The 26,574-nt window shown below is 65.2% G+C and carries 21 protein-coding genes, 1 tRNA gene and 1 riboswitch; of the genes, 9 read left to right on the top strand and 13 right to left on the bottom strand.

Translation table 11 applies throughout. From position 1 onward, the window contains the following. Window positions 1–34: 34 nt before the first annotated feature. Together DB032_RS07995 and kdpE are read left to right on the top strand one after the other, a co-directional pair. Window positions 35–2,725 (top strand): sensor histidine kinase KdpD, encoded by a 2,691-nt coding sequence (locus DB032_RS07995; protein ID WP_107799006.1) that lies wholly within the window; start codon window positions 35–37, stop codon window positions 2,723–2,725. A gap of 20 nt (window positions 2,726–2,745) precedes the next feature. Then, window positions 2,746–3,441, top strand: coding sequence for a two-component system response regulator KdpE (gene kdpE, locus DB032_RS07990; protein WP_107801747.1), 696 nt, complete (start codon window positions 2,746–2,748; stop codon window positions 3,439–3,441). 52 nt (window positions 3,442–3,493) lie between these two features. Here kdpE and DB032_RS07985 read toward each other — a convergent pair whose 3' ends face one another. The 9 genes from DB032_RS07985 to DB032_RS07945 all read right to left on the bottom strand — a co-directional run bounded on the left by DB032_RS07985 (window position 3,494) and on the right by DB032_RS07945 (window position 16,653). Continuing rightward, complete coding sequence (locus DB032_RS07985; protein ID WP_107801745.1) at window positions 3,494–4,162, bottom strand: response regulator; 669 nt, start codon at window positions 4,160–4,162, stop codon at window positions 3,494–3,496. Between the two features lie 69 nt (window positions 4,163–4,231). Next, window positions 4,232–6,166, bottom strand: coding sequence for a type IV pili methyl-accepting chemotaxis transducer N-terminal domain-containing protein (locus tag DB032_RS07980; protein WP_107799005.1), 1,935 nt, complete (start codon window positions 6,164–6,166; stop codon window positions 4,232–4,234). A 10-nt stretch (window positions 6,167–6,176) separates the two neighbouring features. Next, on the bottom strand, window positions 6,177–7,151 hold the full coding sequence (gene moaA / locus DB032_RS07975) for a GTP 3',8-cyclase MoaA (RefSeq protein WP_107799004.1): 975 nt from the start codon (window positions 7,149–7,151) through the stop codon (window positions 6,177–6,179). Window positions 7,152–7,388: 237 nt separating this feature from the next. Next, on the bottom strand, window positions 7,389–9,368 hold the full coding sequence (locus DB032_RS07970) for a methyl-accepting chemotaxis protein (RefSeq protein WP_107799003.1): 1,980 nt from the start codon (window positions 9,366–9,368) through the stop codon (window positions 7,389–7,391). Between the two features lie 143 nt (window positions 9,369–9,511). Continuing rightward, entirely contained in the window at window positions 9,512–9,838 is a 327-nt protein-coding gene (locus DB032_RS07965) for a glycine zipper domain-containing protein (RefSeq protein WP_107799002.1), read from the bottom strand. Between the two features lie 204 nt (window positions 9,839–10,042). Beyond that, window positions 10,043–10,729: a respiratory nitrate reductase subunit gamma gene (gene narI, locus DB032_RS07960; protein ID WP_107799001.1), complete on the bottom strand. Its 687-nt coding sequence runs from the start codon at window positions 10,727–10,729 to the stop codon at window positions 10,043–10,045. A gap of 22 nt (window positions 10,730–10,751) precedes the next feature. Continuing rightward, complete coding sequence (narJ, locus tag DB032_RS07955; protein WP_107799000.1) at window positions 10,752–11,393, bottom strand: nitrate reductase molybdenum cofactor assembly chaperone; 642 nt, start codon at window positions 11,391–11,393, stop codon at window positions 10,752–10,754. 11 nt (window positions 11,394–11,404) lie between these two features. Next, window positions 11,405–12,955 (bottom strand): nitrate reductase subunit beta, encoded by a 1,551-nt coding sequence (gene narH / locus DB032_RS07950; protein WP_107798999.1) that lies wholly within the window; start codon window positions 12,953–12,955, stop codon window positions 11,405–11,407. Then, window positions 12,952–16,653, bottom strand: a complete 3,702-nt coding sequence (locus DB032_RS07945) for a nitrate reductase subunit alpha (RefSeq protein WP_107798998.1) — start codon at window positions 16,651–16,653, stop codon at window positions 12,952–12,954. The genes narH and DB032_RS07945 overlap by 4 nt, the downstream gene beginning before the upstream one ends. A 310-nt stretch (window positions 16,654–16,963) precedes the next feature. On the opposite strand from DB032_RS07945, the gene zigA reads away from it, so the two are divergent. The 5 genes from zigA (at window position 16,964) to DB032_RS24750 (ending at window position 21,491) form a co-directional block, all read left to right on the top strand. Continuing rightward, window positions 16,964–18,205 (top strand): zinc metallochaperone GTPase ZigA, encoded by a 1,242-nt coding sequence (zigA, locus tag DB032_RS07940; protein WP_107798997.1) that lies wholly within the window; start codon window positions 16,964–16,966, stop codon window positions 18,203–18,205. After that, the gene (gene folE2 / locus DB032_RS07935; RefSeq protein WP_107798996.1) at window positions 18,202–19,086 is read left to right on the top strand and encodes a GTP cyclohydrolase FolE2; all 885 of its coding nucleotides are present in this window, start codon (window positions 18,202–18,204) and stop codon (window positions 19,084–19,086) included. The genes zigA and folE2 overlap by 4 nt, the downstream gene beginning before the upstream one ends. Window positions 19,087–19,237: 151 nt before the next feature. Beyond that, complete coding sequence (locus DB032_RS07930) at window positions 19,238–19,798, top strand: carbonate dehydratase (RefSeq protein ID WP_107798995.1); 561 nt, start codon at window positions 19,238–19,240, stop codon at window positions 19,796–19,798. Further along, on the top strand, window positions 19,799–21,136 hold the full coding sequence (locus DB032_RS07925) for a dihydroorotase (RefSeq protein ID WP_107798994.1): 1,338 nt from the start codon (window positions 19,799–19,801) through the stop codon (window positions 21,134–21,136). Window positions 21,137–21,359: 223 nt separating this feature from the next. Further along, on the top strand, window positions 21,360–21,491 hold the full coding sequence (locus tag DB032_RS24750) for a hypothetical protein (protein WP_255411640.1): 132 nt from the start codon (window positions 21,360–21,362) through the stop codon (window positions 21,489–21,491). Window positions 21,492–21,931: 440 nt separating this feature from the next. On the opposite strand, the gene DB032_RS07920 is transcribed toward DB032_RS24750, so the two are convergent. Continuing rightward, window positions 21,932–22,007, bottom strand: a tRNA-Thr gene (locus DB032_RS07920). A gap of 45 nt (window positions 22,008–22,052) precedes the next feature. After that, a complete protein-coding gene (locus DB032_RS07915) occupies window positions 22,053–22,598 on the bottom strand; it encodes a hypothetical protein (RefSeq protein WP_146176612.1) in 546 nt (181 codons plus the stop codon). 200 nt (window positions 22,599–22,798) lie between these two features. On the opposite strand from DB032_RS07915, the gene DB032_RS07910 reads away from it, so the two are divergent. Next, window positions 22,799–24,010 carry a SpoIIE family protein phosphatase gene (locus DB032_RS07910; protein ID WP_158274262.1) on the top strand — a complete coding sequence of 404 codons (1,212 nt, stop codon included), beginning with the start codon at window positions 22,799–22,801 and terminating at the stop codon, window positions 24,008–24,010. A gap of 9 nt (window positions 24,011–24,019) precedes the next feature. Here the strand turns inward: DB032_RS07910 and DB032_RS07905 are convergent, their stop codons facing one another. After that, complete coding sequence (locus tag DB032_RS07905; protein ID WP_107798992.1) at window positions 24,020–24,775, bottom strand: ketol-acid reductoisomerase; 756 nt, start codon at window positions 24,773–24,775, stop codon at window positions 24,020–24,022. Window positions 24,776–24,968: 193 nt separating this feature from the next. Then, window positions 24,969–25,706, bottom strand: a complete 738-nt coding sequence (locus DB032_RS07900) for a bifunctional 2-polyprenyl-6-hydroxyphenol methylase/3-demethylubiquinol 3-O-methyltransferase UbiG (RefSeq protein ID WP_107798991.1) — start codon at window positions 25,704–25,706, stop codon at window positions 24,969–24,971. Window positions 25,707–25,941: 235 nt separating this feature from the next. After that, a riboswitch (FMN riboswitch) is annotated at window positions 25,942–26,104 on the bottom strand. Window positions 26,105–26,187: 83 nt separating this feature from the next. Between DB032_RS07900 and DB032_RS07895 the strand changes: the two genes are divergently transcribed. Next, window positions 26,188–26,553, top strand: coding sequence for a DUF5329 domain-containing protein (locus DB032_RS07895; protein WP_107798990.1), 366 nt, complete (start codon window positions 26,188–26,190; stop codon window positions 26,551–26,553). Window positions 26,554–26,574 lie beyond the last annotated feature (21 nt).

The following is a 26,574-nucleotide window of genomic DNA, read 5'->3' as shown; positions in this document are numbered from 1 at the left end:
TCCCGGCTTCCGCGGCTAAAAAACAGGACAAGCCATGCCCGACATCCGTCCCGATCCGGACGCGCTGCTGGATGAACTGAAACGCGAAGAACTGGACGCCCAACGCGGCCGGCTGAAGATTTTCTTCGGCGCCTGCGCCGGGGTCGGCAAGACCTACGCCATGCTGGCTGCGGCCCGCGCCCGGCGCCAGGAAGGCGTGCAAGTGCTGGTGGGCGTGGTGGAAACCCACGGCCGCAAGGAAACCCAGGCGCAACTGGCGGACCTGGAATTGCTGCCGCCGCGGCGGATCGCCTACAAGGGCCACGAACTGTCCGAGTTCGATCTGGACGCGGCGCTGGCGCGCCGGCCGCAGCTGATCCTGATGGACGAATTCGCCCACTCCAACGCGCCCGGCTCGCGCCACCCCAAGCGCTGGCAGGACGTGGAGGAGCTGCTGGCCGCCGGCATCGACGTCTACACCACCCTCAATGTCCAGCATCTGGAAAGCCTGAACGACGTGGTCGGACAGATCACCGGCATCGTGGTGCGCGAAACCCTGCCCGACCACGTGTTCGACCGCGCCGACGAAGTGGCGCTGGTGGACCTGCCGCCGGACGAGCTGCTGGGCCGGCTGGCCGCCGGCAAGGTCTATCTGCCGCAGCAGGCCGAGCGCGCGGTGAAGAACTTCTTCCGCAAGGGCAATCTGCTGGCCTTGCGCGAACTGGCGCTGCGCCGCACCGCCGACCGCGTGGACGCGCAGATGCGCGCCTACCGCGCCGACCAGTCCATCAACCCCGTCTGGCACGCGCGCGAGCGCTTGCTGGTCTGCGTCGGCGCCAGCGCCGGCATCGACAAGCTGATCCGCAGCGCCAAGCGCCTGGCCGCCAATCTGGACGCGGACTGGATCGCCGTCTACGTGGAAACGCCGCGCCAGCAAAAACTGTCCGAGGAGCAGCGCGCCCGCGTGCTCAAGGGCCTGAGGCTGGCGCAGGAATTGGGCGCGGAAACCACGGTGCTGGGCGGCAACGAACTGGCGCCCACGCTGCTGGCCTACGCCCGCAGCCGCAACGTCTCCAAGCTGGTGGTCGGCAAATCCGTCCGCGGCCGCTGGTCGCGGCTGTGGCGCCCTACCCTGGTCAACGAGCTGAGCCGCCGCTCCGGCGACATCGATCTCTACGTGGTGGCCCACGACTTGGAAGCGGAGGACGCCGGCGCCGCCAAGACCGGCGCCAGCCTGTTGTTCGAAGAGCAGGACAGCCCGCGCTCCCGCGCCGGCTACATCGCCGCCGCCGTCGCCTGCCTGCTGACCACGCTGCTGGCCGGCCTGCTGATTCCCCATGTGGCGCTGGCCAACGACATCATGATTTACCTGTTGGTGGTGGTGCTGGTGTCGGTGCGCTACGGCCGCGGCCCCGGCATGCTGGCCTCGCTGCTGTCGGTGGCGGCCTTCGACTTTTTCTTCGTGCCGCCGCAGATGTCCTTCGCCGTCACCGACACCCAGTACCTGATGACCTTCGTGGTGATGTTGCTGGTGGCCGCCATCATCAGCCAGCTCACCGCCCGGCTGCGCTTCGCCGCCAATATCTCCACCTATCGCGAACGCCGCACCCGCGCGCTGTACGATCTGGGCCGCGAACTGGCCGGCGCGCTCACCGCCGCCCAGATCGTGGACACCGCCGTCGGCCGGCTGGAGCCGCTGTTCGCCGCCAAGGTCAACCTGTTCCTGCCCAATAGCGGCGACGAACTGCGCCTGGCCGGCGAAGACCGCGGCCATGCCGACATCGGCGTCGCGCAATGGGTTTACGATCATCAGCAGCCGGCCGGCCTCGGCACCAACACCCTGCCCGCCAACGCCGCGCTCTACGTGCCGCTGCGCGCGCCGATGCGCAACCGCGGCGTGATCGCGCTGCTGCCGGAAGTCACCGATCAGGCCTTTCTGCCGGAACAGCAAAGACTGCTGGAAACCTGCGCCGCCCAGATCGCGCTGGCGCTGGAGCGCGTGCATTACGTGGAAGTGGCGCAGGACGCCATCGTGGCGATGGAGTCCGAGCGGCTGCGCAACAGCGTGCTGTCCGTGGTGTCCCACGATCTGCGCACACCGCTGACCACCATGGCCGGCCTGTCCGAGCGGCTGTGCTCGCCCAATGTGGACGACGATCAGCGCGCCGAGATCGCCGCCGCCATCCAGGACGAAGCGCTGCGCATGAACAAGCTGGTGACCAATCTGCTGGACATGGCGCGGCTGCAATCCGGCGTCAAGCTGAACAAGGAATGGCAGATGCTGGACGAGGTGGTGGGCAGCGCGCTGCGCGCCGCCGAACGCGGCCTGCGCGGCCGGGAACTGAAGCTGGAACTGGACCCGGACCTGCCGGTGCTGGAATACGACGCCGTGCTGCTGGAGCGGGTGCTGGTCAACCTGCTGGAAAACGCCGGCAAATACACGCCGCCGGGCAGCCGCATCACGCTGGCGGCGCGGCGCGAAGGCGCGGAGGTGCTGGTGTCGGTCAGCGACGACGGCCCCGGCCTGCCGCCCAATATGGAACAGCGCGCCTTCGACAAATTCTCGCGCGGCGCGGCGGAGTCCAGCACCCCCGGCGTGGGGCTGGGCCTGGCGATCTGCCGCTCCATCGTGGAAATCCACGGCGGCCGCATCAGCGCGCGCAACCGCTCGCCGCACGGCGCGGAATTCCGCTTCAGCCTGCCGGCCGGTCAAGCGCCGGCGCTGCCGCCGGATGAGACGCCCTAACTCAAAAGAAAACCATGACCATGCAAGACGCACCGATCAGCATCGTCGTCATTGAAGACGAAAAACCGATACGCCGCTTTCTGAGCGCGGCGCTGGAAGAAGAAGGCCTGACCGTCCACGAGGCGGAAACCGGCAAGCAAGGCCTGATCGAAGTGGCCACCCGCAAGCCGGACCTGGTGATCCTGGACCTGGGCCTGCCGGACATGAACGGCCAGGACACCATCAAACAGCTGCGCGAATGGACCGATCTGCCCATCCTGGTCTTGTCCGCGCGCACCCAGGAAACCGAGAAGGTGGCCGCGCTGGACGCCGGCGCCGACGACTATCTGACCAAGCCCTTCGGCGTGGCCGAATGCCTGGCGCGCGTCCGCGTGCTGCTGCGCCGCCGCACCCACGGCAGCGCCGCCGCGCAACAGGTGTTCCAGTTCGGCGACATCAAGGTGGACCTGGTCAACCGGCAGGTGGCCAAGGCGGAAACGGCGGTGCATCTGACGCCGATAGAGTACCGGCTGCTGTCCACCTTGATACGCAGCGCCGGCAAGGTGATCACCCATCGCGAGCTGCTGCTGGCGGTATGGGGGCCATCGTTCTCGGAGCACAACCAGTATCTGCGCGTCTATATGGGCCATCTGCGGCAGAAGCTGGAAGACAATCCGGCGATGCCGCGCCACATCCTCACCGAGACCGGAGTCGGCTATCGGCTGGTGGAGGGCTGAGCGGACCGCCGCTTAGAAGCTGTTCATGGGAGCCAGGGCCGCGCGCAGCCGCTCACGCGCTGCGCCCCACCCCGTTCTCCACCGCGAACACCGCCGCCTGCACCCGGCTGCTGAGGCTGAGCTTCTTCAGGATGTTCTGCACATGGATCTTGACCGTGCTCTCGGCCAGATCCAGGCTGCGCGCGATCTCCTTATTGCTCTTGCCCTGGGCCAGAAAGCCGAGGATTTCGCGTTCGCGCGGGGTCAGCCGGTCCAGCTCCTGCTCCGCCGGCTCCACCGGCGCGGCCGCGCCGTGGCGGAACTGGGCCATCAGCTTGGCGGTCATCGAATCGCTCATCACCGATTCGCCGGCGGCGGCGCGCGCCACCGCCTGGGTCAGGAAGTCGGCGTCGATGTTCTTCAATAGATAGCCGCGCGCGCCGGCCTTCAAGGCCGCGGTCAGATCGTCGGCCTCCTCGGACACCGTCAGCATCACCACCGCCCGTTTGGGCTGGTCCTGCAGCATCAGGGTCAGCGCCTCCACGCCGGAAATGCCCGGCATGTTCAGGTCCAGCAACACCACGTCCGGGTCCAGCTGCTTGGCGAGCTTGACGCCCTCGGCGCCGTCGGCCGCCTCGCCGACAACGTCGAAAGCCGCCTGGCGCGCCAGCAAGGCCTTGATTCCGCTGCGGAACAAGGTGTGATCGTCCACCAGCAAAATGCGTATGGTCTGTTCAGACATCATCGAGTCCGGGTCTTTCAAATTCAGATATAGACAGTATGAGAGCTGTCTAGCCGCCGCGCCAGTGGCTCAAGCGGCCATGCGCCGCGCGCGCGGCAGCAGCAGGCTGACCAGGGTGCCCGCCTCCGGAGTGGATTCGATGTCCAGTTGCAGGCCGGCGCGCTGCGCGCGCTCCTGCATGATGGACAGGCCGAAATGGCCGTCGCCCTTGTTGCGCACGGTATCCAGATCGAAACCGACGCCGTTGTCCAGCACGCTGAGCACGAAGACCTCGCCGTCGTCGCTGAGGCTGACCGTGACCTGGCTGGCCTCGGCGTGCTTGCGCACATTGGACAGCGCCTCCTGCAAGATGAACAGGATCTGCAATTGCTGTTCCGGCATCAGCGGCGCGCCGGCTCCGGTGGAGCGCAGCTCCACCCGCATCCCGGTCTGCTTGCGGAATTTGTCCAGCAGGCTGCTCACCGCCTGGCTCAGGCTTTCCGACAGTTTGGAACGGAAGTTGTTGAGCAGCTCGCGCACATCGTCGTAGCTTTCCTTGACCCCGGCCTCGAACAAGGCCAGCGTGTCGTCCACCAGGCCCGGGTCGCCGCTGTCCAGCGCCTGGCGCATGATCTGGGTTTGCAGGTTCAGGAAGGACAGGCCCTGGGCGATGCTGTCGTGCAGGCCCTGGGCCACCAGATTGCGCTCCTCCAGCACCGCCAGTTCGCGCTCCTTGGCCGCCAGCCTCAGGTTTTCTATCGCCACCGCCAGGTGCTGGCCCAGCATCTCCAGTTGCCGCACCTGCTGCGGCGGCAGGATGCGCGCCTGTCGGAAATGCAGATTGAAAATGCCCAAGGTGCGGTTTTGCGTCGCCACCGGGAAGGCGCTGACCACGCGGAAACCTTCGCGGCTGCACTGCTTGTCCGGCAGGCCGCGCATATTCTCCACCCGGCTCTCTGCCTTGGCGGCGGCTTCTCCGCACAGGCAGTCGCCCACTTTCAGGCAATGCTCTTCACGCAGCAGCCCTTCCGGCAAACCGTCGTCGGCCACCACGAACACCATGCCCTGGCCGTGATCGGTCAAGCGCACCGCGCCGCCGTCGGCGTCGAAGGCGCGCATCACCCGGGCGAGGAAGCCCTTGCACAGCGCTTCCAGCGGCTGGGATTGATTGCAGAAGGAGGTGATTTCGTACAACAGCGCCAATTCCTGGTTTTTCTGCTGCAGGCTGGCGGTCTTGCCGCGCACCCGCTCTTCCAGCGTGGCGTGGGATTCGGACAGACAGGCCGCCATCAGATTGAAACCGGTGCTGACCTGACCGAATTCGTCGTCGGTCTCCACCGGCACCCGCACGCTGTAATCGCCGGCAGCCAGCCGGCGTATGCCCTGGTGCAGCTTGTCCAGCGGCCGCAGCACGATCAGCAGCATCAGATAAATCAACGCGACGGTGCCCACCACCGCCATGCTGGCGAGCAAGAGCTGCAGCAGGCGCAGATAATCGGTGTTGCGGGCGTTGTAGGCCTCCATGCCGCTGACGAAGGTGTTGATGTCCGCCACGTAGAGCGCCACGCGCTCGGCGAAACGGGCGGCCTCCGCCGCGTTGTCGCCGGGCCGCGTCAGCGCGTCCTGCAACACCGGCTTCAGTTGCTCGCGCCACTGCGTTTCCACCTGGGTCAGCGCCTGCTGGATGTCCGCCTGACGCGGCACCAGCAGCGGGCGCGCCGGGTCGCCGCGGCGCAGCCGCTGCAAGATGGCTTCGTAATTGACCATGTCGCGGCGCAGCGCGTCGGCGCGCGCGCCGTCCTGGCCGCTAAGCTGCAAATCCAGCGCCAGTCGGGTGACGCGCATGCGCAGGCTGCCGGCGTCGTTGATCGCCGCCGCGCCGCCCTCCTGCTGCCAGGACAGCCACAGCGTGGCGCCGATGGAACCCAGCGCCACCAAGAGAAAAATCGCCAGCACGCCGACGATCTTGGCGCTGAGCCGCTGGCCCAGCGGGCCGCCCAGCACCGGGGACACGTTCAGCCGCATCGCCGTCGCCCTAGCCACCGGTCATCGACATGAAGCGCACCAGCTTTTTCGGCTTCTCGCTGAATTCATGTCGCTCCGGTTTCAGTTCTATCGCCGCGCGGATCGCCGCTTCCAGTTCGGCGTCGCCGACGCCGGCGCGCAGCAGAGGGCGCAGCTCAAAGCTTTCTTCCTGGCCCAGACACATGTAGAGCGTGCCGTCCACGGACAGCCGTACCCGGTTACAGGTGGCGCAGAAATGTTGGGAAATGGGCGTGATCAGGCCCAGCGAGAAACCGCCGTCCCGGGTTTTCCAGTAGCGGGCCGGGCCGCCCCCCAGGGTGGCGGCCTGTTCGACCAGGTCGAATTCGGTTTGCAGCTGACGCAGCACCGGCTGCAAGTCCAGGTAACTGGCGGCGCGGCCGGTGTCGCCCATGGGCATGGCTTCGATCAGCCGCAGCACGAAGCCATGCTGGATACAGAAGGCGACCATGGCGCCGATGTCGGCGTCGTTGACGTCCTTCATCGCCACCATATTGATCTTGATCGGGGAAAAGCCGGCCTCCTTGGCCGCCATCAGCCCTTCCATCACCCGCGGCAGGCTGTCGCTGCCGGTGATGTCGTGCACGCAATCGCGGCGCAGCGAGTCCAGGCTGACGTTGACGCGGCTGACTCCGGCGGCGCGCAGCGCCTGAGCGTGGCGCGCCAGCTGAGTGGCGTTGCTGGTCAGCGACAGGTCGTTGAGGCCGGGCAGCGCGGACAGGCGCGCCGCCAGCTCCGGCAGATTGCGGCGCAGCAGCGGTTCGCCGCCGGTCAGCCGCAGCCGCCGCGTGCCCAGGCGCGCGAAAGCCGCCACCACGCGTTCTATCTCGTCGAAGGTCAGCCAGTTGGCCGGCTCTTCGAAGCCTTTGAAGCCTTTGGGCAGGCAGTAATTGCAACGCAGGTCGCAACGGTCGGTCACGGACAGACGCAGGTATTCGATGGAGCGCCCGAAGCGGTCGGTAAGCATGAGTTCCTCCATGGCAGCCAATGATACCGCTTAGTCGCAACCAAGTGGCCCGGCTGTCGCCGCCAATCTGATATTTCCTGATTCCATTTTACTAGCTAGCCCAACAATTCGCAGTCCAACCAAAGCACGCCGGCCCCTAGTCACTTGTGACTAGGGGCCGGCCGGCGAAATGCGAGCGCAGGGTGAAGGGAACAGGCGCGCCCGGCGATCAGGAGCGACCCCGTGAAAAATCGGCGCTCAGGCGTGTTTGAACTTGTCCACCAGATCCACCAGCTCGCTGGCCGAGGCGTTGAGGCGGTCGGACAAATCCGCCACCTCCTGCACCAGGCCGGAATTCTCCTCCGCCAGCGAGGCGATCACGCTGATATTGTTGGCCACCTCGCCGCTGGCCGCGGTCTGCTGCGCCATCGCCACCGCGGTGCCCTGGCTCTTGGCCGCGGCCTCGCTGGCTTCCTGGTGGATTTCATCCAGGTCGTGCACGGTCTGGCCCACCAGCTCCAGGCCGGACTCCATGCGCTGGCGTGCCTCCTGCATGTGGTGGGCGGCGGTCTGGGTCTCGCCGCGGATGTCCTCGATCAGCGATGTGATGTCCAGCGTCTCCTTGCCGGTGCGCTCGGCCAGTTTGCGCACCTCGTCCGCCACCACGGCGAAGCCGCGGCCCATCTCGCCGGCGCGCGCCGCCTCGATCGCCGCGTTCAAGGCCAAGAGATTGGTCTGGTCGGCGATCTCGCGGATGGCGGTGATGATGGAGCGGATGTCTTCGGACTTCTGCTGCAAGGATTCTATCCGGCCGCCGGCGTCGTCCAGCACCGTCGAGGTCTGATTCATCGCCTGGGTGGTGCTGCGCATGCGTTCGCGGCCGTCGCTGACGCTGCTCTGCATCTGCTGCGCCACGTTCAGCGACAGCCGGGTGTTGGCGCTGACCGACTCGATGCCCGCGCTCATCTCCTCCACCGCCGCGGCGATGCCGGCCGCCGACTGGCTCTGGGTTTCCGAAGCCTTGGCGGCGCGATGGGAAATCGCCAGCATCGCGTGCGCCGCCTCCACCAGGCTGTGGGCGTTGTGATTGACTTGGTTCAGGGTGCGGGCGAAGGCCTCCACCAAGTGGTCGAAAGCCTTGCCCATGCGCGCGATTTCATCGTGACCGCGGATGTCGGCGCGCGGCCTCAGATCAAAATCCCGGCTCATCGAGGTCATCAGCAGTTCCAGCCGCTGCACCGGCACATGGATGCCGCGATAGATGGCGAAACCCAGGCCGCCCAGGGCCAGAATCACCAGGGCGGAGCCGCCCAGCGTCACCCACAGGTCGACCCGGGCCTGGGACACCTTGGCCGCCACCAGGCCGGCCAGATCGGACAGCAGCTTGTCCTGCAGCGTTTTCAGCGCGCCGATGCGCTGGGTCGCCGCCTGAAACCACGCCGCCGGCGCCACGCCGGCCGGCTGGCCCAGGGCCTGGCCCAAGAGTTTATCGCGCAGCGCCTGCAAGGCCTTGGCCTCGTCGCCGCCTTCCACCGCGTCCATCTGGGCGCGCAGCGTATCGTCCGCCATCAGCCGCAGCTGTCCGGCGCAGGCGTCCTGCTTGGCCTTGAGGCCCACCGCCTGGGCAAAGCTTTTTTGATCGAACACGCCGCCGTTGAGCACGCCGTTGACGTAGCCGCGCTCGCGGCCGGCGAACTCCTTCTCGCATTGCAGGCTGAGCAAGGCCGCGGTGCTGCGCAGCAGATCGCCGTCGCTATTGGCCTGCGCCAGCTTGGCGATCAGGCCGATCAGGGCGTCGATGCGGCCGGAATAGGCGGCGAAGGCCTCGGCCGCCGGCGTCGCGCGTTTTTCCACGCTGTCGCGCAGCTGGGACAGGCCGTCCAGTTGACTGCTCAGGGCGGACAGATCGCCGGCCAGGCTGCTGGCGGCGTGATTGGCCGCCTCGTCGCGGAAGGCGGCCAGGTCCTTGTCGCTGACCGCGCGCGCCTGCTGCAAGGGCGGCGGCAAGCCGGCGGCCTGGCCGCTGAGGAAGCCGTTGCTCAGGCCGCGTTCGGTCTGCAAATCGTGGATCAACTGGCTGGAACGCGCCGCCACCTGGATCAGGCGATCCGAGCGTTGCAATTCCGACAGGGTCTGGAAGCGATCGACGGCCAGCACCGAGGCCAGGCCGATCAGGGCGGCGGAAAAAGGCAGCAGCAGCAATAGCAGCTTGCTGGCGAGGGATAGCCTGGACAGCATGGCGGGCTCCGATCTCTATCGACTGTTTCTCTTGATTTTCCATGACAATGGAAACCAACACCCATCAATATAGATCAAGCCCGGTTCATGCTGAATACTGCAATGGGTTTAATGCCAATGGCCGGCTGGACAGCCGCGGCGGCTCAGCAACGGCCTTTCTTGGCCTGGCCCGGCGGGCAGAAATAGCCTTTGTCGCGGTGATGGCGATGGCGGTGCTTGCGATAGCGGCGGCCGTCGTCGTCGCGGCGTTCCGACGCCGCCGGCTTGCCGTAGTCGTGGCCGATGGCCGCGCCTGAAGCGCCGCCCACCGCGCCGCCGATGATGGCGCCGTTGCGGCCGCCCACCGCCTCGCCCACCGCCGCGCCGGCCGCGCCGCCCAGCGCGCCGCCGACGATGGTGGAGGTGTCCGCCAGGGCGGTGGAGGCCAAACCGGCCAGGCTCAGCGATAAGATGACAAGTGCGCGTTTCATGCGGCTAACTCCTGAATTTAAACGGATGAGGCAGCTTAACCGTTTGGTTGACAGCCGGCTGTTTCGAATTGTTAGGAATTGTTCTCTCTTGTTATTGCTTCACAACTTATCGAATTTATATGTAGCCGGACGGCATGAAAAACGGCGGAGCATCCAAGGATGCCCCGCCGCGACCTCATGCTGAATCTTGGCAAACCCGCCGGATCAACCCCTCGGCCGCACCAGCTGCCAGGCCCGGCCCAGATAAGTCACCGCGCCGAAGCCGCTCCACACGTGCACCAGACGGGTGAACGGGAAGATCACGAACAAGCTCATGCCCATGAACAAGTGCGCCTTGAATACCGGCGAGGCGCCGACGATGAAGATGGCCGCGTCGCCGCGCAGGGTGACGATGTGCTGAGCCCAGCTCATCAGCAACACCATCTCGTGGCCGTCCAGATGCTGCGCCGACACCGCGATGGTGCTGAGGCCCAGCAACAAGGTGGCCAGAATCCACAGCAACACCAGCTTGTCGCGCCAGGTGGTGTTGGCCGCCAGCCGGTCGCAAGTGAAGCGGCGGTGCAGCAGGATCAGGATGCCGATCAGGCACAGGCCGCCCATGATGCCGCCGGCCGTCATCGCGAACACTTGCTTGAAGCTGTGGCTGACGCCCAGCGCGTCCCATACCGCCACCGGCGTCAACAGGCCCACCAGATGGCCGAAGAACAGGCCGATGATGCCGAGGTGGAACAGGATATTGCCCAGCCGCAGCTGGCCGCGGTACAGCAGTTGCGAGGATTCGCTCTTCCAGCTGTATTGCTCGCGGTCGAAGCGGATCAGGCTGCCCAGCAGGAACACCGCCAGCGCGATGTAGGGATAGATGCCGAATACGAATTGGTGCAGATAGTTCATGTTGCTCTCCTGGCAGCGGGATTCAGCCCTGCGGCCGCTGCGGGTAAAAGTTCACCGGAGCGATGGCCGGCCGCGCCGGCTTCAGCAGCGGCTCCACGCCGTCCGCGCCGGGGCCGAAGGTCTCCAGCATCTCGTCCATGTCGCGTACCGGCGGCACGGTCAGCGCTTCCGGCTCCACCGGCGACAGCAGCACCAGCCCCTGCAGCACGCCGGCGTAGTGGGAATGGCTGTCGGCCAGCTTGCCGGCCACGTGGGCGATCACGTGCACCGCGTCGGAGAGCAGCCGGGCGGCCTCCTCCGGCGGGCACTGCGCCAGGAACTCCAGGAACAGCGGCAGATAGTCCGGCAGCTCGTTCGCCGCCGGCTCCAGGCCCTGGGCCTGGTATTCGGCCAGCAGATCCACCATGGCCTGGCCGCGGGCGCGGTCCTCGCCGTGGATATGCTCGAACAAGTGCAGCGAATGGCTGGGGTTGCGATCGAAGGTCTGCACATAGCGTTCTTGCAGCGTGATCAGATCCTCGCCCTCCAAGGACAGCAGCAAGGGCTCCAGCAGCCGGGCGATGCGCGGCTCGGCCGCCACCTCGGCGCGGATGTCGTCCGCCGCCGCGATCAGATCCGGCTCCGGGTAGCACAGCAGCGCCGATAAGGCCTGATAGATGCGCATGGCGTTCTCCTTCACTGACCGGAATTGGACTTGCGGTCGCGCCGCATGTCGTGGAATACGATGGGGGTCGCCTTCTTCTTGCCGAACAAGCTGGCCTCGGACTCGCCGCCGGAGCAGCCGTTGCCGAAGGTGAAGCCGCAGGACGCCTTGTCCTCGAAGGTGTTTTCCACCAGCTCCTTGTGGCTGGACGGAATCACGAAGCGGTCTTCGTAATTGGCGATGGCCATCACCTGATACATCTCCTCCACCTGGGCCGGGTTCAGATGCGTGCCCTTGAGGGTGGCGGGGTCCGACACCTTCTCCACGCTCTTCTTGCGCATATAGCGCCGCATCGCCACCATGGTTTCCAGCGCCTTCACCACCGGTTCTTCCTTGCCGGCGGTCAGCAGATTGGCCAGGTACTGGATGGGGATGCGCAGGTCCTTAACGTCCGGGATGATGCCGTTCTCGCCGATCAGGCCGTTTTCCATCGCGGACTGGATCGGCGACAGCGGCGGGATGTACCACACCATCGGCAGAGTCCGGTATTCCGGGTGCAGCGGGAAAGCCACTTTCCACTCCATCGCCATCTTGTAGACCGGGGAGCGCTGCGCGGCGTCGATCCAGCTTTGCGGAATGCCCTGCTTCTGCGCCTCGGCGATCACTTCCGGCGCGTTCGGGTCCAGGAACACGCCCAGCTGCGCCTCGTACAGGCTCTTCGGGTCTTCCACCGCGGCGGCTTCGTCTATCTTGTCGGCGTCGTACAAGAGCACGCCCAGATAGCGGATGCGGCCGACGCAGGTTTCCGAGCACACCGTCGGCTGGCCGCCCTCGATGCGCGGGTAGCAGAAGGTGCACTTCTCGGCCTTGCCGGAGGTCCAGTTGTAATAAATCTTCTTGTACGGGCAGCCGGACACGCACATGCGCCAGCCGCGGCATTTGTCCTGGTCTATCAGCACGATGCCGTCGTCTTCGCGCTTATAGATGGAGCCGGACGGACAGGAGGCGACGCAAGCCGGGTTCAGGCAGTGTTCGCACAGGCGCGGCAGATACATCATGAAGGTGTTCTCGAAGGCCGAGTACATTTCCTTCTGGATGCCCTCAAACAGGGCGTCCTTGCTGCGCTTGGAGAATTCGCCGCCCAGATCGTCCTCCCAGTTCGGGCCCCATTCGATCTTGTTCATCTTCTTGCCGGTCAGCACCGACACCGGCCGCGCGGTGGGCGGCGTCTTCATCTCCGGCGCGTTCTGCAGATGTTCGTAGTCGTAGGTGAACGGCTCGTAGTAATCGTCTATCGCCGGCATATTGGGGTTGGCGAAGATATTGCCCAGGATTTTCAGCCGGCCGCCCTGACGCGGCTCCAGCTTGCCGTTGGGCTTGCGCACCCAGCCGCCCTTCCACTTCTCCTGGTTTTCCCATTCCTTGGGGTAGCCGATGCCGGGCTTGGTTTCCACATTGTTGAACCAGGCGTATTCGACGCCGTCGCGGCTGGTCCAGACGTTTTTGCAGGTGACCGAACAAGTGTGGCAGCCGATGCACTTGTCCAGATTCAACACCATGCCGATTTGAGCGCGGATTTTCATTGTTGCTCTCCTGCCGGACTATCCATCCAGTCCACTGAGTTCATCTTGCGCACCACCACGAACTCGTCGCGGTTGGCGCCCACGGTGCCGTAGTAATTGAAGCCCCAGGACAGTTGCGCGTAACCGCCAATCATGTGGGTGGGCTTGGTCACCGTGCGGGTCACCGAGTTGTGGATGCCGCCGCGCTTGCCGGACACTTCCGCGCCCGGCACGTTCACGATCTTCTCCTGGGCGTGGTACATCATCGTCATGCCCTGCGGCACCCGCTGCGACACCACGGCGCGGGCGGTCAGCGTGCCGTTGGCGTTGAACACCTCGATCCAGTCGTTGTCCACGATGCCGGCCTTCTTGGCGTCGTCCTCGGACAGCCACACGTTCGGGCCGCCGCGGCTCAGCGTCAGCATGCGCAGATTGTCGGAGTACGTGCTGTGGATGCCCCACTTCTGGTGCGGGGTCAGGAAGTTCAGCACCAATTCGTGATTACCGTTGCCGTGCTTGCCCAGCACCGCCTGGGTGGTTTTCAGATCCACCGCCGGCTTGTACACGCACAGGCCTTCGCCGAAGGCGCGCATCCACTGGTGATCCTGGTAGAACTGCTGGCGGCCGGTGATGGTGCGCCAGGGAATCAGCTCGTGCACATTGGTGTAGCCGGCGTTGTAGCTGACTTCTTCGCTTTCCAGGCCGGACCAGGTGGGCGAGGAAATGATCTTGCGCGGCTGCGCCTGCACGTCGCGGAAGCGGATGCTGTCGTGCTCGCGCGGCTTGGCCAGATGGGTGTGGTCGCGGCCGGTGATCTTGGACAGCGCGTCCCAGGCCTTCACCGCCACGTGGCCGTTGGTTTCCGGCGCCAGGGTCAGAATCATCTCGGCGGCGTCGATCGCGGTTTCCAGCTTGGGCTGGCCCTTGCCGGCGCCTTGGCTCGCCACTTGGTTCAGGCCGCGCAGGATGTCTACTTCATGGCCGGTTTTCCAGTTGATGCCCTTGCCGCCGTTGCCGGCTTTTTCCAGCAAGGGGCCGATGGTGGTGAACTTGTCGTAGATCGCGCCGTAGTCGCGCTCCACCACCGTCATCTTGGGCATGGTCTTGCCCGGCACCGGCTCGCACTCGCCTTTTTTCCAGTCCTTGGGATCGAAGGGCTGGCCCAGTTCTTCCGGGGTGTCGTGCATCAGCGGGGTCAGCACCAGATCCTTTTGCACACCCAGATAGTCCTTGCCCAGCTCGGACAGCTTCTTGGCGAAACCCTTGTAGATCTCCCAGTCGGTGCGCGACTGCCACAAGGGCTGCACCGCTTCGGACAGCGGGTGGATGAAGGGATGCATGTCCGAGGTGTTGAGGTCGTCCTTCTCGTACCAGGTGGCGGTGGGCAGCACCACGTCGCCGTACAAGCAGGTGGTGGACATGCGGAAGTCCAGCACCACCAGCAGGTCCAGCTTGCCTTCCGCCGCCGGGCGCACGGTGATTTCGGTGGGCTTGATGCAGTCGTCTTCCGAATTCAGCACCGCGTTCTGGGTGCCCAGCAGGTATTTGAGGAAGTACTCGTGGCCCTTGCCGGAGCTGCCCAGGATGTTGGAACGCCACACGAACATATTGCGCGGGAAGTTCTGCGGGTTGTCCGGGTCGTTGCAGGCCAGGTCCAGCTTGCCGGACTTGAGGCCGTCCACCACGTAGGCGGCGGCGTCCTGGCCGGCGGCGGCCGCGGCGCGGGTCACCTCCAGCGGGTTGGCGGACAACTGCGGCGCGGACGGCAGCCAGCCCATGCGCTCGGCCTTGGCGTTGTAGTCGATCAGCGCCATGCCGGCCATGCGGCCGTCGGCGGTGGGCGCCAGGATTTCGCCTACGCCCAGTTTTTCATGCCGCCACTGGCTGGTATGCGCGTAGAAGAAGCTGGTGCCGTTCATCTGCCGCGCCGGGCGGTTCCAGTCGCCGGCGAAGGCCAGCGGCGCCCAACCGGTTTGCGGACGCAGTTTTTCCTGGCCCACATAGTGGCACCAGCCGCCGCCGGACTGGCCGATGCAGCCGCACAGCATCAACATATTGATGATGCCGCGGTAGGTCATGTCCATGTGGTACCAGTGGTTCAGCGCCGCGCCGACGATGACCATGGATTTGCCCTGGGTCTGATCGGCGTTCTGGGCGAACTCGCGCGCCACCTGGATCACCAGTTCCGGCTTCACGCCGGTGTGCTTCTGCTGCCAGGCCGGGGTGTAGGGCACGTCGTCCATATAGTCGACGGCGACGTTGCCGCCGCCCAGGCCGCGGTCTATGCCGTAGTTGGCCGCCATCAGGTCGAATACCGTGGCCACCAGGGTTTCGCTGCCGTCGGCCAGACGGATGCGCTTGGCCGGCACATTGCGGGTCAGCAGTTCATCGTGCTCGGCGCCGAAGTAAGGGAAGCCCACGCCCACCACCGCGTCGCTTTCTTTGATCAGCGACAGCTTGGCGGACACCTCGCGGCCGTTGCCGCCATCCTTCTGCTCCAGGTTCCACTTGCCGGCCTTGCCCTCGGCCTGACCCCAGCGGAAGCCGATGGAGCCGTTGGGCGCGACGATGTCGCCGCTGGCCTCGTCGATCAGCAGGGTTTTCCAGTCCGGGTTGTTGTCTTCGCCCAAGCCGCCTTCCAGATGGGAGGCGCGCAGGAAATAGTCCGGAATGTAGCGCTCGCCGTCTTGCTTCAGCGCCACCAGCATCGGCATGTCGGTATAGCGGCGGATGTAGTCGGTGAAGTAGCCGGACGGATTATCGAGGTGGAACTCCTTGAAGATCACATGGCCCATCGCCATCGCCAGCGCGGCGTCGGTGCCCTGCTTGGGGGCCATCCAGATGTCGCCGAACTTGGCCATTTCGCCAAAGTCGCTGGACACCGCCACCGTCTTGGTGCCCTTGTAGCGCACCTCGGTGTAAAAGTGGGCGTCCGGGGTGCGGGTCATCGGCACATTGGAGCCCCACACCATCAGATAGGTGGAGTTGTACCAGTCCGCGGATTCGGCCACGTCGGTCTGCTCGCCCCAGGTCTGCGGGCTGGCCGGCGGCAAATCGCAATACCAGTCGTAGAAGGACAGCGGCACCCCGCCGATCAGGCTGAGGTAACGGCTGCCGGCGGCGTAGGACACCATGGACATCGCCGGAATCGGCGAGAAGCCCACCACGCGGTCCGGACCGTATCGCTTGATGGTGAAGGCGTTGGCGGCGGCCACGATCTCATTGGCCTCGTCCCAGCTGGCGCGCACGAAACCGCCCTGGCCGCGCTTGGACTTGTACTGCTTGGCCAGTTCCGGCGTCTGGCTGATCTTTTCCCAGGCCTCCACCGGGCTCAGGGTCTGGCGCGCCTCGCGCCACAATTTGGCCAGCCGGCCGCGGATCATCGGGTATTTGACGCGCTGGGCGGAGTAGACGTACCAGCTATAGGACGCGCCGCGCGGACAGCCGCGCGGTTCGTGATTGGGCAGGTCCGGCCGGGTGCGCGGGTAATCGGTCTGCTGGGTTTCCCAGGTGATCAGGCCGTTCTTCACATACACCTTCCAGCTACAGGAGCCGGTGCAGTTCACGCCATGGGTGGAACGCACCACCTTGTCGTGCTGCCAGCGCTGGCGGTAGGCGTTTTCCCAACCGCGATCCTCGTTGACGACGGCGCCGTGACCATTGGCAAAGGTGGAGCGGGTCTTGCCCAGGAAATTCAAACGGTCGAGAAAGTGACTCATCTTGCCTCCAAATATCGGGGTCCGCGCCGCACGGGCCGGCGGCTCCAGCCACCGGGGGAAACGGACCTTTTCACTTGATTGCAAGCTTAGAACGCGCCGGCAAGCGCCGACATTCGCCGAAGGTCGACGCCGGACGGCGCATTGGCACTAGTCACGGTTAGTACTTTGGCGAGACGGACTAGCCAGAAAGAACTAGTGGCGATATTCGACCCTTGCCGTCGAAAAATAAAATGTTATAACATAACAAAAACCGCGAACAGCCAAAGGCCTTCGCCACCCGCATCGCCCTCACCTAATCGGACCCCATGCCATGACGCCCACGCCCTCCTCCTCCGCCGCGCTAGACGCCAGACTGCCGGTCACCGTGCTGTCCGGCTTCCTCGGCGCCGGCAAGACCACCTTGCTCAACCACATCCTCAACAACCGCGAAGGCCGCCGCGTGGCGGTGATCGTCAACGACATGAGCGAGGTCAATATCGACGCCGCCCTGGTGCGTGAAGGCGGCGCCGCGCTGTCGCGCACCGAGGAAAAACTGGTGGAGATGAGCAATGGCTGCATCTGCTGCACCCTGCGCGAAGACCTGCTGCTGGAAGTGTCGCGGCTGGCGGACGAAGGCCGCTTCGACCAGCTGGTGATCGAATCCACCGGCATCGCCGAACCGCTGCCGGTGGCGGAAACCTTCACCTTCGCCGACGAGCAGGGCCGCAGCCTGGCCGACTCCGCGCGGCTGGACACCATGGTCACCGTGGTGGACGCCTGTCACTTCCTGCGCGACTACGCCTCGCGCGATCAGCTGCGGCAACGCGGCGAATCCCTGGGCGAGGCCGACGAGCGCACGGTGGCGGACCTGTTGATCGAACAAGTGGAGTTCTGCGACGTGATCGTGCTCAACAAGACCGATCTGATCGACGCCGCGGACAAGGAACGGCTGGCCGGCATCCTGCGCCAGCTCAACCCGCGCGCCCGCATCGTCGAAGCCCGCTTCGGCCAGGTGCCGCTGGACGCGGTGCTCAACACCGGCCTGTTCGACTTCGACGCCGCCGCCGACGCCCCCGGCTGGCTCAGCGAGCTGCGCGGCGAGCACACGCCGGAAACCGAGGAATACGGCATCGCCAGCTTCGTCTACCGCGCGCTCCGCCCCTTCCATCCACAGCGCTTCTTTGAACTGGCTCAGCGGGAATGGCCGGGCGTGCTGCGCTCCAAGGGTTATTTCTGGCTGGCCAGCCGCCCGGCCCACGCCCAACTGTGGTCGCAGGCCGGCGCGGTGTGCCGCCATGAGCAGGCCGGCCAATGGTGGGCCGCCACCCCGCGCGAATACTGGCCGCAGGACGAAGACAGCCTGCGCCAGATCGAAAGCCACTGGCGGGACGGCATCGGCGACGCGCGTCAGGAACTGGTGCTGATCGGCATCGCCATGAACGAAGCCGAACTGCGCCGGCAATTGGACAACTGCCTGCTGGACGAGGCCGAAATGGCCGCCGGCCCGGCCGCCTGGGCGCTGCTGCCGGACCCCTTCCCGCCGCTGGACACCCTTGCCGAGGACGCCGCATGAACGCCCCGCTGCCCGATATCGCGCGCAGCGGCGCCGCGGCCGCGCTGCTGCCCTTGAACTGGGTGGGCATGGACGGCATCGCGCTGCCGCTGCGGCTGGCGGACGCCGCCCACGGCTGCGTCGCCGCCCGCGCCAGCGCGCAAGTCAACCTGCCCCGGCCGGCGATCAAGGGCATCCACATGTCCCGGCTCTACCGGCTGCTGCAAGCCCACGCCGACGCCGCGCCGCTCAGCCCGGACGCCCTCGGCCGGCTGCTGCGGGCGATGGCGGACAGCCACGCCGACTGCGGCAGCGACGCCGCCCGCGCAGAACTCCGCTTCGAACTGCTGTGCCAGCGCCCGGCGCTGGCCACGCCGGGCCTGTCCGGCTGGAAGGCCTACCCCGCCGCGCTGGGCGCCGAACTCGACGGCGACGGCTGCCGGCTGTGGGCCGAGGTGGAAATCGCCTACTCCTCCACCTGCCCCTGCTCCGCCGCGCTGGCGCGCAGGCTGATCGCCGACGCCTTCCGCCAACAGGAGCGCGCGGCCACGCCGGACGCGGTTTACGACTGGCTGCTGGAACACGCCACCCTGGCCACCCCGCACAGCCAGCGCAGCCAGGCGCGGCTGCGCTTCGACATCCCCGCCGACGCCGCCGGCTGGGACCTGGCGGCGCGCATAGACCTGGCTGAACAAGCGCTGGCCACCCCGGTGCAAACCGCGGTCAAGCGCGCCGACGAACAAGCCTTCGCCGCCCTCAACGGCGCCAATCTGATGTATGTGGAAGACGCCGCGCGCCGGCTGCAAGCGGCGCTGGCCGGCCACGGTCTGAGCCGGGTGGACGTGCGCCACCAGGAAAGCCTGCACCCGCACGACGCGGTGGCCGCCAGCCAACTCTCATAAGCAATCCACGATCTCGCGAGCAAGAGCGAGACAAGGCGAGAACAGCGGAGAAAGCGGAATGTACATTCGGTACATGAGCATTTCGAAGATGTTCTCAACGGCGTATCGCCGCAGCGCAGCAGATCGTGAACACACTCTCAGGGAGCAGCGCTTGATACGCAAAAACCCCTCCGGCCACCTGCCGGTAATCGCCGAATCCGCCTACGTCGACAAGACCGCCATCCTCTGCGGCAAGATCATCGTCCACGACCATGTCTTCATCGGCCCCTACGCGGTGATCCGCGCCGACGAAGTGGACGCCAACGGCGAGATGGAAGCCATCGTCATCGGCCCCCACTCCAATATCCAGGACGGCGTGGTCATCCACTCCAAGGCCGGCGCCGCCGTCACCATAGGCGCGCACACCTCCATCGCCCACCGCTCCATCATCCACGGCCCCTGCGCCGTGGGCGAACGCGTCTTCGTCGGCTTCAACAGCGTGCTGTTCAACTGCCGCGTCGGCGACGGCTGCGTGGTGCGCCACAACGCGGTGGTGGACGGCTGCGAACTGCCGGCCGGCTGCTACGTGGCCTCCACCGAACGCATAGGCGCGGCCAGCGACACCGCGCGCCTGCCCAAGGCCAGCGTGTCCGCCGCCGAATTCTCCGAAGACGTGCTGCGCGCCAACAGCGAACTGGTGCGCGGCTACAAAGCGCTGCAAAACGAGTTCTGAATGAGCGACATCCTGATCCGCAACGCCCGCCTGGTCAGCGACGGCCGCGAGTGGGAAGCCGACCTGCGCGTCGGCAACGGCCGCATCCGCCGCATCGATGCCAGCCTGCCCGGCCGCCCCGGCGACATCGACATCGACGCCGCCGGCCAATGGCTGCTGCCCGGCATGATCGACGACCAAGTCCACTTCCGCGAACCCGGCGCGCCGCACAAGGGCAGCATCGCCAGCGAATCCCGCGCCGCGGTGGCCGGCGGCGTCACCAGCTTCATGGACATGCCCAATACCCGGCCGGCCACCACCTGCCTGGACGCGCTGGCGGACAAGGAAAGCCGCGCCGCCGCCCACTCCGTGGCCAATTACGGCTTCCACCTGGGCGCCACCCGCCACAATCTGGCGCTGATCGCCGCGCTGCCGCCCAACCGCGCCGCCGGCGTCAAAGTGTTCATGGGCGCCAGCACCGGCGACCTGCTGCTGGACGACCCGGCCGCGCTGGAGCGGCTGTTCGCCGCTTGCCCGCTGCCCATCCTCACCCACTGCGAACACACGCCGCGCATCCGCGAACGCGAAGCCGCCTGGCGGCTGCGCTTCGGCGACGACATCCCGCCGGACCAGCACCCGCTGATCCGCGACGCCGAAGCCTGCTACCAATCCACCCGGCTGGCAGTGGAGCTGGCGCAACGCCACGGCAGTCAACTGCACGTGCTGCACCTCAGCAGCGCGCGCGAACTGGAGCTGTTCCGGCCCGGCCCCGTCGCCGGCAAGCGCATCACCGCCGAAGCCTGCGTCCACCACCTGCTGCTGGACGACGGCGACTACGCCCGCCTGGGCCACCTGATCAAATGCAATCCGGCGATCAAGAGCCGCGCCGACCGCGACGCGCTGCGCCAGGCGCTGCGCGACGGCCGCATCGACCTGATCGGCACCGATCACGCGCCGCATGCCTGGGAGGAAAAACAGCAGCCCTACACACAGGCCCCGGCCGGCCTGCCGCTGGTCCAGCACGCGCTGCCGGCGCTGCTGGAATTAGTGGCCGACGGCGAACTGACGCTGCAGCAACTGGTGGACAAGACCAGCCACGCGGTGGCCGCCCGCTTCGCCATCGCCGAACGCGGCTATCTGCGCGAAGGCTATTGGGCCGATCTGACGCTGGTGCAGCGCCTGCCCGCGCCGCGCCCGGTCTGCCGCGATGCCCTGCTGGCTCATTGCGGCTGGACCCCCTTCCCGCATCTGGCCTTCCGCCACGCGGTCAGCGCCACCATCGTTTCCGGTCAATTGGCTTGGTTCCAGGGCCGCATCCAGCCGGACTGCCAGGGCCTACCGCTGCGGTTTGTGCGTTGATTCAACTCAAACTTAGCGATGATCCCGTTCTTTAGGCCAGCTCGGCGCTATCGCCATCATTTTTAGGAAAATTCCTATTTAATCAATTAATTAACTTATTAGGATATTTCACGTCTTCATCCGCTATTTGGAGTCAGGCCATGCCGCCGCATCGACACAGCCCCCTCAACTCTCGCCAACCTTGGAGAGGCGGGCCCGCCGCCCCAGGCAAGGGGGACCCGACATGAGCACCACCGCCCGTCTGACAACGCTTGGCACCAACTTGTTCTGCTCATTTTTGTTAGCCGCTCTTAATGATGCAATTTCAGTTCATGGCTTTTTTTGGTTATTATTCACATTCTTTCGCAAGGTTTGAGGCAGGCAATCTTACTAATTGGTAAATATTAAAAAGCATATTCTGGCTATTTGACTGTGTGCCAGGCTCATTTTCCCGTATTCAAAACAACGCGCACTCTGAGGATGGCTCGTAGTGGCCAGCCTCCCCCTCTTCCAGATGTTGTTGGCCACGCCAGCTCTGGACGATCCATGACCAGAAGGGCCAAGTGAGCCTGCGGAGATATTAAAACCGCTTTTCAGTATGCCGATTGCAATAAAAATGAATAGAGATGGCCGGTAGCGCTCAGGATATGGGCGGGAAAATAAAATGACCGAATGGGTGATTTGGTGCGCTTTGAGCACGATACCAAGCGGGTATTTGGGAGGGATTGGGCAGGAAATTTTAGACGATGCCGTCTTAATCCTGTCTAAAACGCACCAAGGGCCTATAGAGAAAACTCTATAAGCCCTTGATTTTATTGGTGCCGGCGGCAGGAATCGAACTCGCGACCCCCTGATTACAAGTCAGGTGCTCTACCAACTGAGCTACACCGGCGAAGAGAGGCGTATTATGTCTTGCCTCAATGGCTTTGGCAAGCCGTCAGCGCGTCTTGTTCGGCGCCTTTTTATGCACCTGCTTCACGCTTTTGCCTACCTTTTTGTTTTTGCTGATTTTTTTAGCGGGCGCCTTGGCCTGCGGCGCGCGCTTTGCGGTTTTGGCTGCGTGACGCGGCTTTTTGGCCGTCGATTTCTTGACGGTCGATTTTTTTGTCGCCGGCTTGGCCGCCGCCTTGCCGTGACGCGTCTGCTTGGCGCTAATGGCCTTGGCCTGACGCTTGCCCTGCTTCGCGGATTTCGCCTTGGCCTTGCCTTTGGCCTGGCGCGCCGGCTTGGCTTGCTCTTTGGCGCGCGCCGGTTCCGCCGCCTGAACGGCTTTGGCCGGCGCGGCCTTGCGCGCGGGTTTGCTCGCCGGCGCCATCTGCACGTCGCCGGGCAAAGGCATGTCTTCGGGTTCGGCCAGGCTGGCCGGGCTGATCAACGCCAGGCTCAAGGCCAGCGCAATGGTGTGCGTCGCGAATTTCATGATCGGGGGTCTAATGCTCTCTGGGATGAAACGGGCCGCGCTTTGCGCCGCCAAAACCCGCATACTAGCACGGGGTTTCCCGCGCCCTGGCGGAAATTGACGACGGCGTGCAAAGTCCAATCCGCCGCGCGGACTGATTTTTATTGCCGCAGTGCGCCATCGCCGCCTCACATATGCTATACCCACAGTGCAATGCCAATGTAATTGCCTTTGCGCTCGTTTGCGCCGCTCGCTTCCCTTTCCTGACACGTAATGGAAACAGCATGCCCCAGCCCAAAATTTTGCTGGTGGACGACAGCGCCACCAATAGCCTGATGGTCCGCACCTTCGTTGAAGACCTGGGCTATCAATGCGATCTCGCCGGCAATGGCCGGGAGGCCGTCGCCATGTGTAAGACAGTCGGCTACGACTTGATCCTGATGGACATCATCATGCCGGTGATGAACGGACTGCAGGCCACGATGGAGCTGCGGACCCTGTTCGGAGAACACTGGGTGCCCATCATCTTCCTGACCGGCCTGAGCCAGCAGCAAGATCTGATCGAAGGCCTCAAGGCCGGCGGCGACGACTATCTGACCAAACCGGTCAGCCCGGACCTGCTGACTGCCAAGATCCAGGTATTTTTGCGCATCGCCCAAATGCAGCGGCAGATCAACCAGGACGCGGTGCGCCTGGAGCGCTACTTCCAGAACAATGAGCGCGAACAAAGCTACGCCTTGGAGCTGATCGAGCGGCTGAATCGGCAACAACTGGAACTGCCGGCCCATGTCTGGCGCCATTTGCGGCCGGCTTCCCAGTTCAACGGCGATCTGGTCTGCTATGCCCGCGCGGCAGATCGGGAATACCTGATGCTGGCCGATTGCACAGGACACGGTCTGACCGCGGCCATCAGCGCCATCCCGGCGGTGGAGTGCTTTTACGAACTGGCTCAGGCGCAAACGGCCTTGGGCGACATCGCGGCGGCCATCAACGACAAACTGCACCGCCTGCTGCCCTCCGGGCGCTTCGTCGCCGGCATCCTCATCGGAATCGACGCGGCCGCGCAGTCCGTGCAGGTCTGGAACGGCGGCATTCCCTGCGCGCTGATGTTTGATCCGCAAGGGCACAAGGTCAAGCAATTCCGTTCCGAGCACCCGCCCCTGGGCATTTTGGCGGCTAGACAGTTCGACCGTTCGCTGGAAACCAGCATGTTGAAGCCGGAGCATGCGCTGGTCGTCTGCTCGGACGGCATTACCGAGGCCCAGGCGGACAATGGCCAGATGTTTGGCCTGGACGGCGTGATCAAGGCGGTGGAAGCCGGCTGGCCCGGACGGATCGGCAATACCGTATTGCAGGCGCTGCAGCGCCACCGCCAGAACGAAGCCATCTTGGACGACGCGTCCTTGCTGGTGGTGCATTCGCCATCGGTCCCAAACCAGCCTGAGGCCGATATCGGCTGCGCCGTGCCAAACCGCTCCCGCTGGCACGACGCCTGAGCGCCGCGCCTAGTCCTCCACCTCTCTCACATAGCGCACCAGCGCCTGCAAGAGCTGGGAGAAACGATGCGCGGCCAGATTCCCGTCCGAGGGCGTGAGCCAGGTGCTGCTGATTTCCAGCTGAATGGCTGGCACGCCCAGCCGCGAAGCGAATTTGGCGATGGTCTGATGCTTGGACGCGGCGAAGTAGTTGTCGGAGACATTGAGCACGCCCTGCCCTCTCAAACGCTGCTCCAGCCGCTGTTGCAGCCAGGGCTTGCCCAGGAGCGAAGCCCCGTTCAAGGTGCCGAAATCCACATCGTAAGGCCGGTAGGGATGGCTGCCGTGCAGGTCCAGCACCAGCAAGGGGCGTTGATCGGCGATCAAAGCCGCCAGCTTGCGTTTGAAGGCGTTGTCGTCTTCGTAATTGGGGTCGGACGGCGAGGCGCGGGTGGTGTAGATCGCGGTGGCGCCGGCCAGTTGGTGCAGCATCGCCGCCAAGGCCGCGGTGCCGCCGCCGTCGGAGAAACGGTATTGCCCGTCGCGGAACGGGCTGGTGGCGTGCGGCGCGGTGACGATGATGGGACGCTTGCCCTCCAATACGGTAAACCACGGCTCGCCGTTTTGCGGCGGCCTGTCCTTGGCGGCGTCCGCCTCCTGTTGCAGCTTGATGGCCTCGACGATGTGGGCCGGTTCGATGACGGCCCGTTCCGGCGGGGTCTTGCCGACGGCGGGCGCCGTCGATAAGGCCAGAATCAGAATCCCCGCTACCCATCCGCTTCTCATCGCCCTCCTCCTGATTCTTGCCCGATCATTGCTGGACCCGGCATGCGCGGCTTGGTTCTAAGAACCTGTTTGTGATCTGCTACGCGCCGGCGATACGGCGTTGAAAACAGCCATGCCGTTTTTCAGCCGTTTTCGCCTTGCCGCGACTTGCGCGAGACTTTGAACAGGTTCGGGCCAGTCCGGCAAGGCCGCGCTAACGCGCCGGCTTTCGCGCGGAGAGCAGCAGCAGGGCCGGACGGCGCGCGTGCGGCCGCAAACCGTCCCGATGCGCCAGGGTCTGCGGATCCGGCGCGGGCTCGCCCAGATGAAGCAGTTGGAAGCCGGCGTCCAGCAAGCCTTTCACATAGCTTTCCACCGTGCGGTGATGTTTGATCACGCCGTCGACGAACCAGCGGCTTGCGCGCGCATCTTGCTGAAAGTAGGCGTCCAGCGTCCAGTGCGATGGCTCGCCCGCCGCGTCCAGCGCCCAACCCTGAGGGCTGGCCGTGCAAATCGGGTGCTCCACCGTCAGCGCGAACACGCCGCCGGGCCGCAGCGCGGCGAACACGCGCGCCGCCGCCGCCGCGTAATCCTCCACATAGTGCAGGGCCAGCGAGGACACGGCCAGATCATAGGCGGCGGCCGGAGGCTGAAAATCCTCGATGCCCGCGCACCGATATTGGATGGCGGGATCCTGGGTGCGCGCCCGCGCCTGTTCCAGCATGCGTTCGGACAAATCCACCGCGGTGACGCTGGCCGCGCCCTCGCCGCGCGCCCAGCGGGCGAAATCGCCGAAACCGCATCCCAGGTCCAGGATGTCGATGCCGGCCAGCGGCGGCAGCGCGCCGCGCAAGGCGGGCTGCTCCAGCACGCCGTTCAGCCCAGTGTCGCTGTCGCGCAAGGCTTGGTATTGGGAGAAAAAGACCGGATGGTCGTAGATGTTTTGCTGCATTTGGAGGCTCCGTAAATACTTAAGGAAAGCGCCCCAGGGCGGCGCGCGGCCATGCCGACGCGCAAAAGCGCGCCGGGCTCTCAGAGCCTGTTCAAAGTCTCGCGAGCAAGGGCGAGACAAGGCGAAAACGAGTGAAAAAGCGGAATGTACAAGTGGTACATGAGCATTTTGAGCTGGTTTTTAACGCCGTATCGCTGAAGCGCAGCAGACTTTGAACAGGTTCTCACGACCTGGCGCGCGTCTTCTCTCATCCGGACTCTCACCGTCGGCTTCGGTTTTTCACCGAATCTGCTGACCCGCGCATCGTGGAAACGGCTGCGCGGCGCTCGCGGGCTCGTCGCCGGCATTCGCCGCGACATACCGCCGGTGGGGAATTTCACCCCGCCCTGAAGACCGGCACAGCATAAAGGCGGCGCGGAAGTTGGACAAGCCCCGCCCCATCGCGCATAGTCTGCGCATTCCAATTGCAATGGAGCGAAGCATGACCCCGAAGCTGCCGATCTGGCTGTTTTTTTGTTTGAGCGCCGGCGCGGCCGTCGCCGCGCCCACCCCGGCCGCCAAGAACGAGATCAACCATCTATTGGACTATCTGGCCCAATCCGGCTGCGAATTCAATCGCAACGGCAGTTGGTACGGCTCTAAAGAGGCCCGCGATCATCTGAACGACAAATACCAGTATCTGCTGAAAAAAGACTGGGTCAGCAACGCGGAAAGCTTCATCGAGCGCGCGGCCACCCAAAGCAGCATCAGCGGCAAGGCCTATCAGGTGCGTTGCGGCTCGGCGCAACCGGTGGCCAGCGCCGGCTGGCTGAAAGCGGAGCTGGGCCGCTACCGCCAGCGCAAATAAGCCGTTCCGCCGGCGTCCGGC

Origin of the sequence: Chromobacterium sp. Panama, from assembly GCF_003052555.1 — a bacterium.
Classification (GTDB): domain Bacteria; phylum Pseudomonadota; class Gammaproteobacteria; order Burkholderiales; family Chromobacteriaceae; genus Chromobacterium.
Note: the sequence above shows the minus strand (reverse complement) of the source record. Positions and strands in the feature narration are given on the sequence as shown.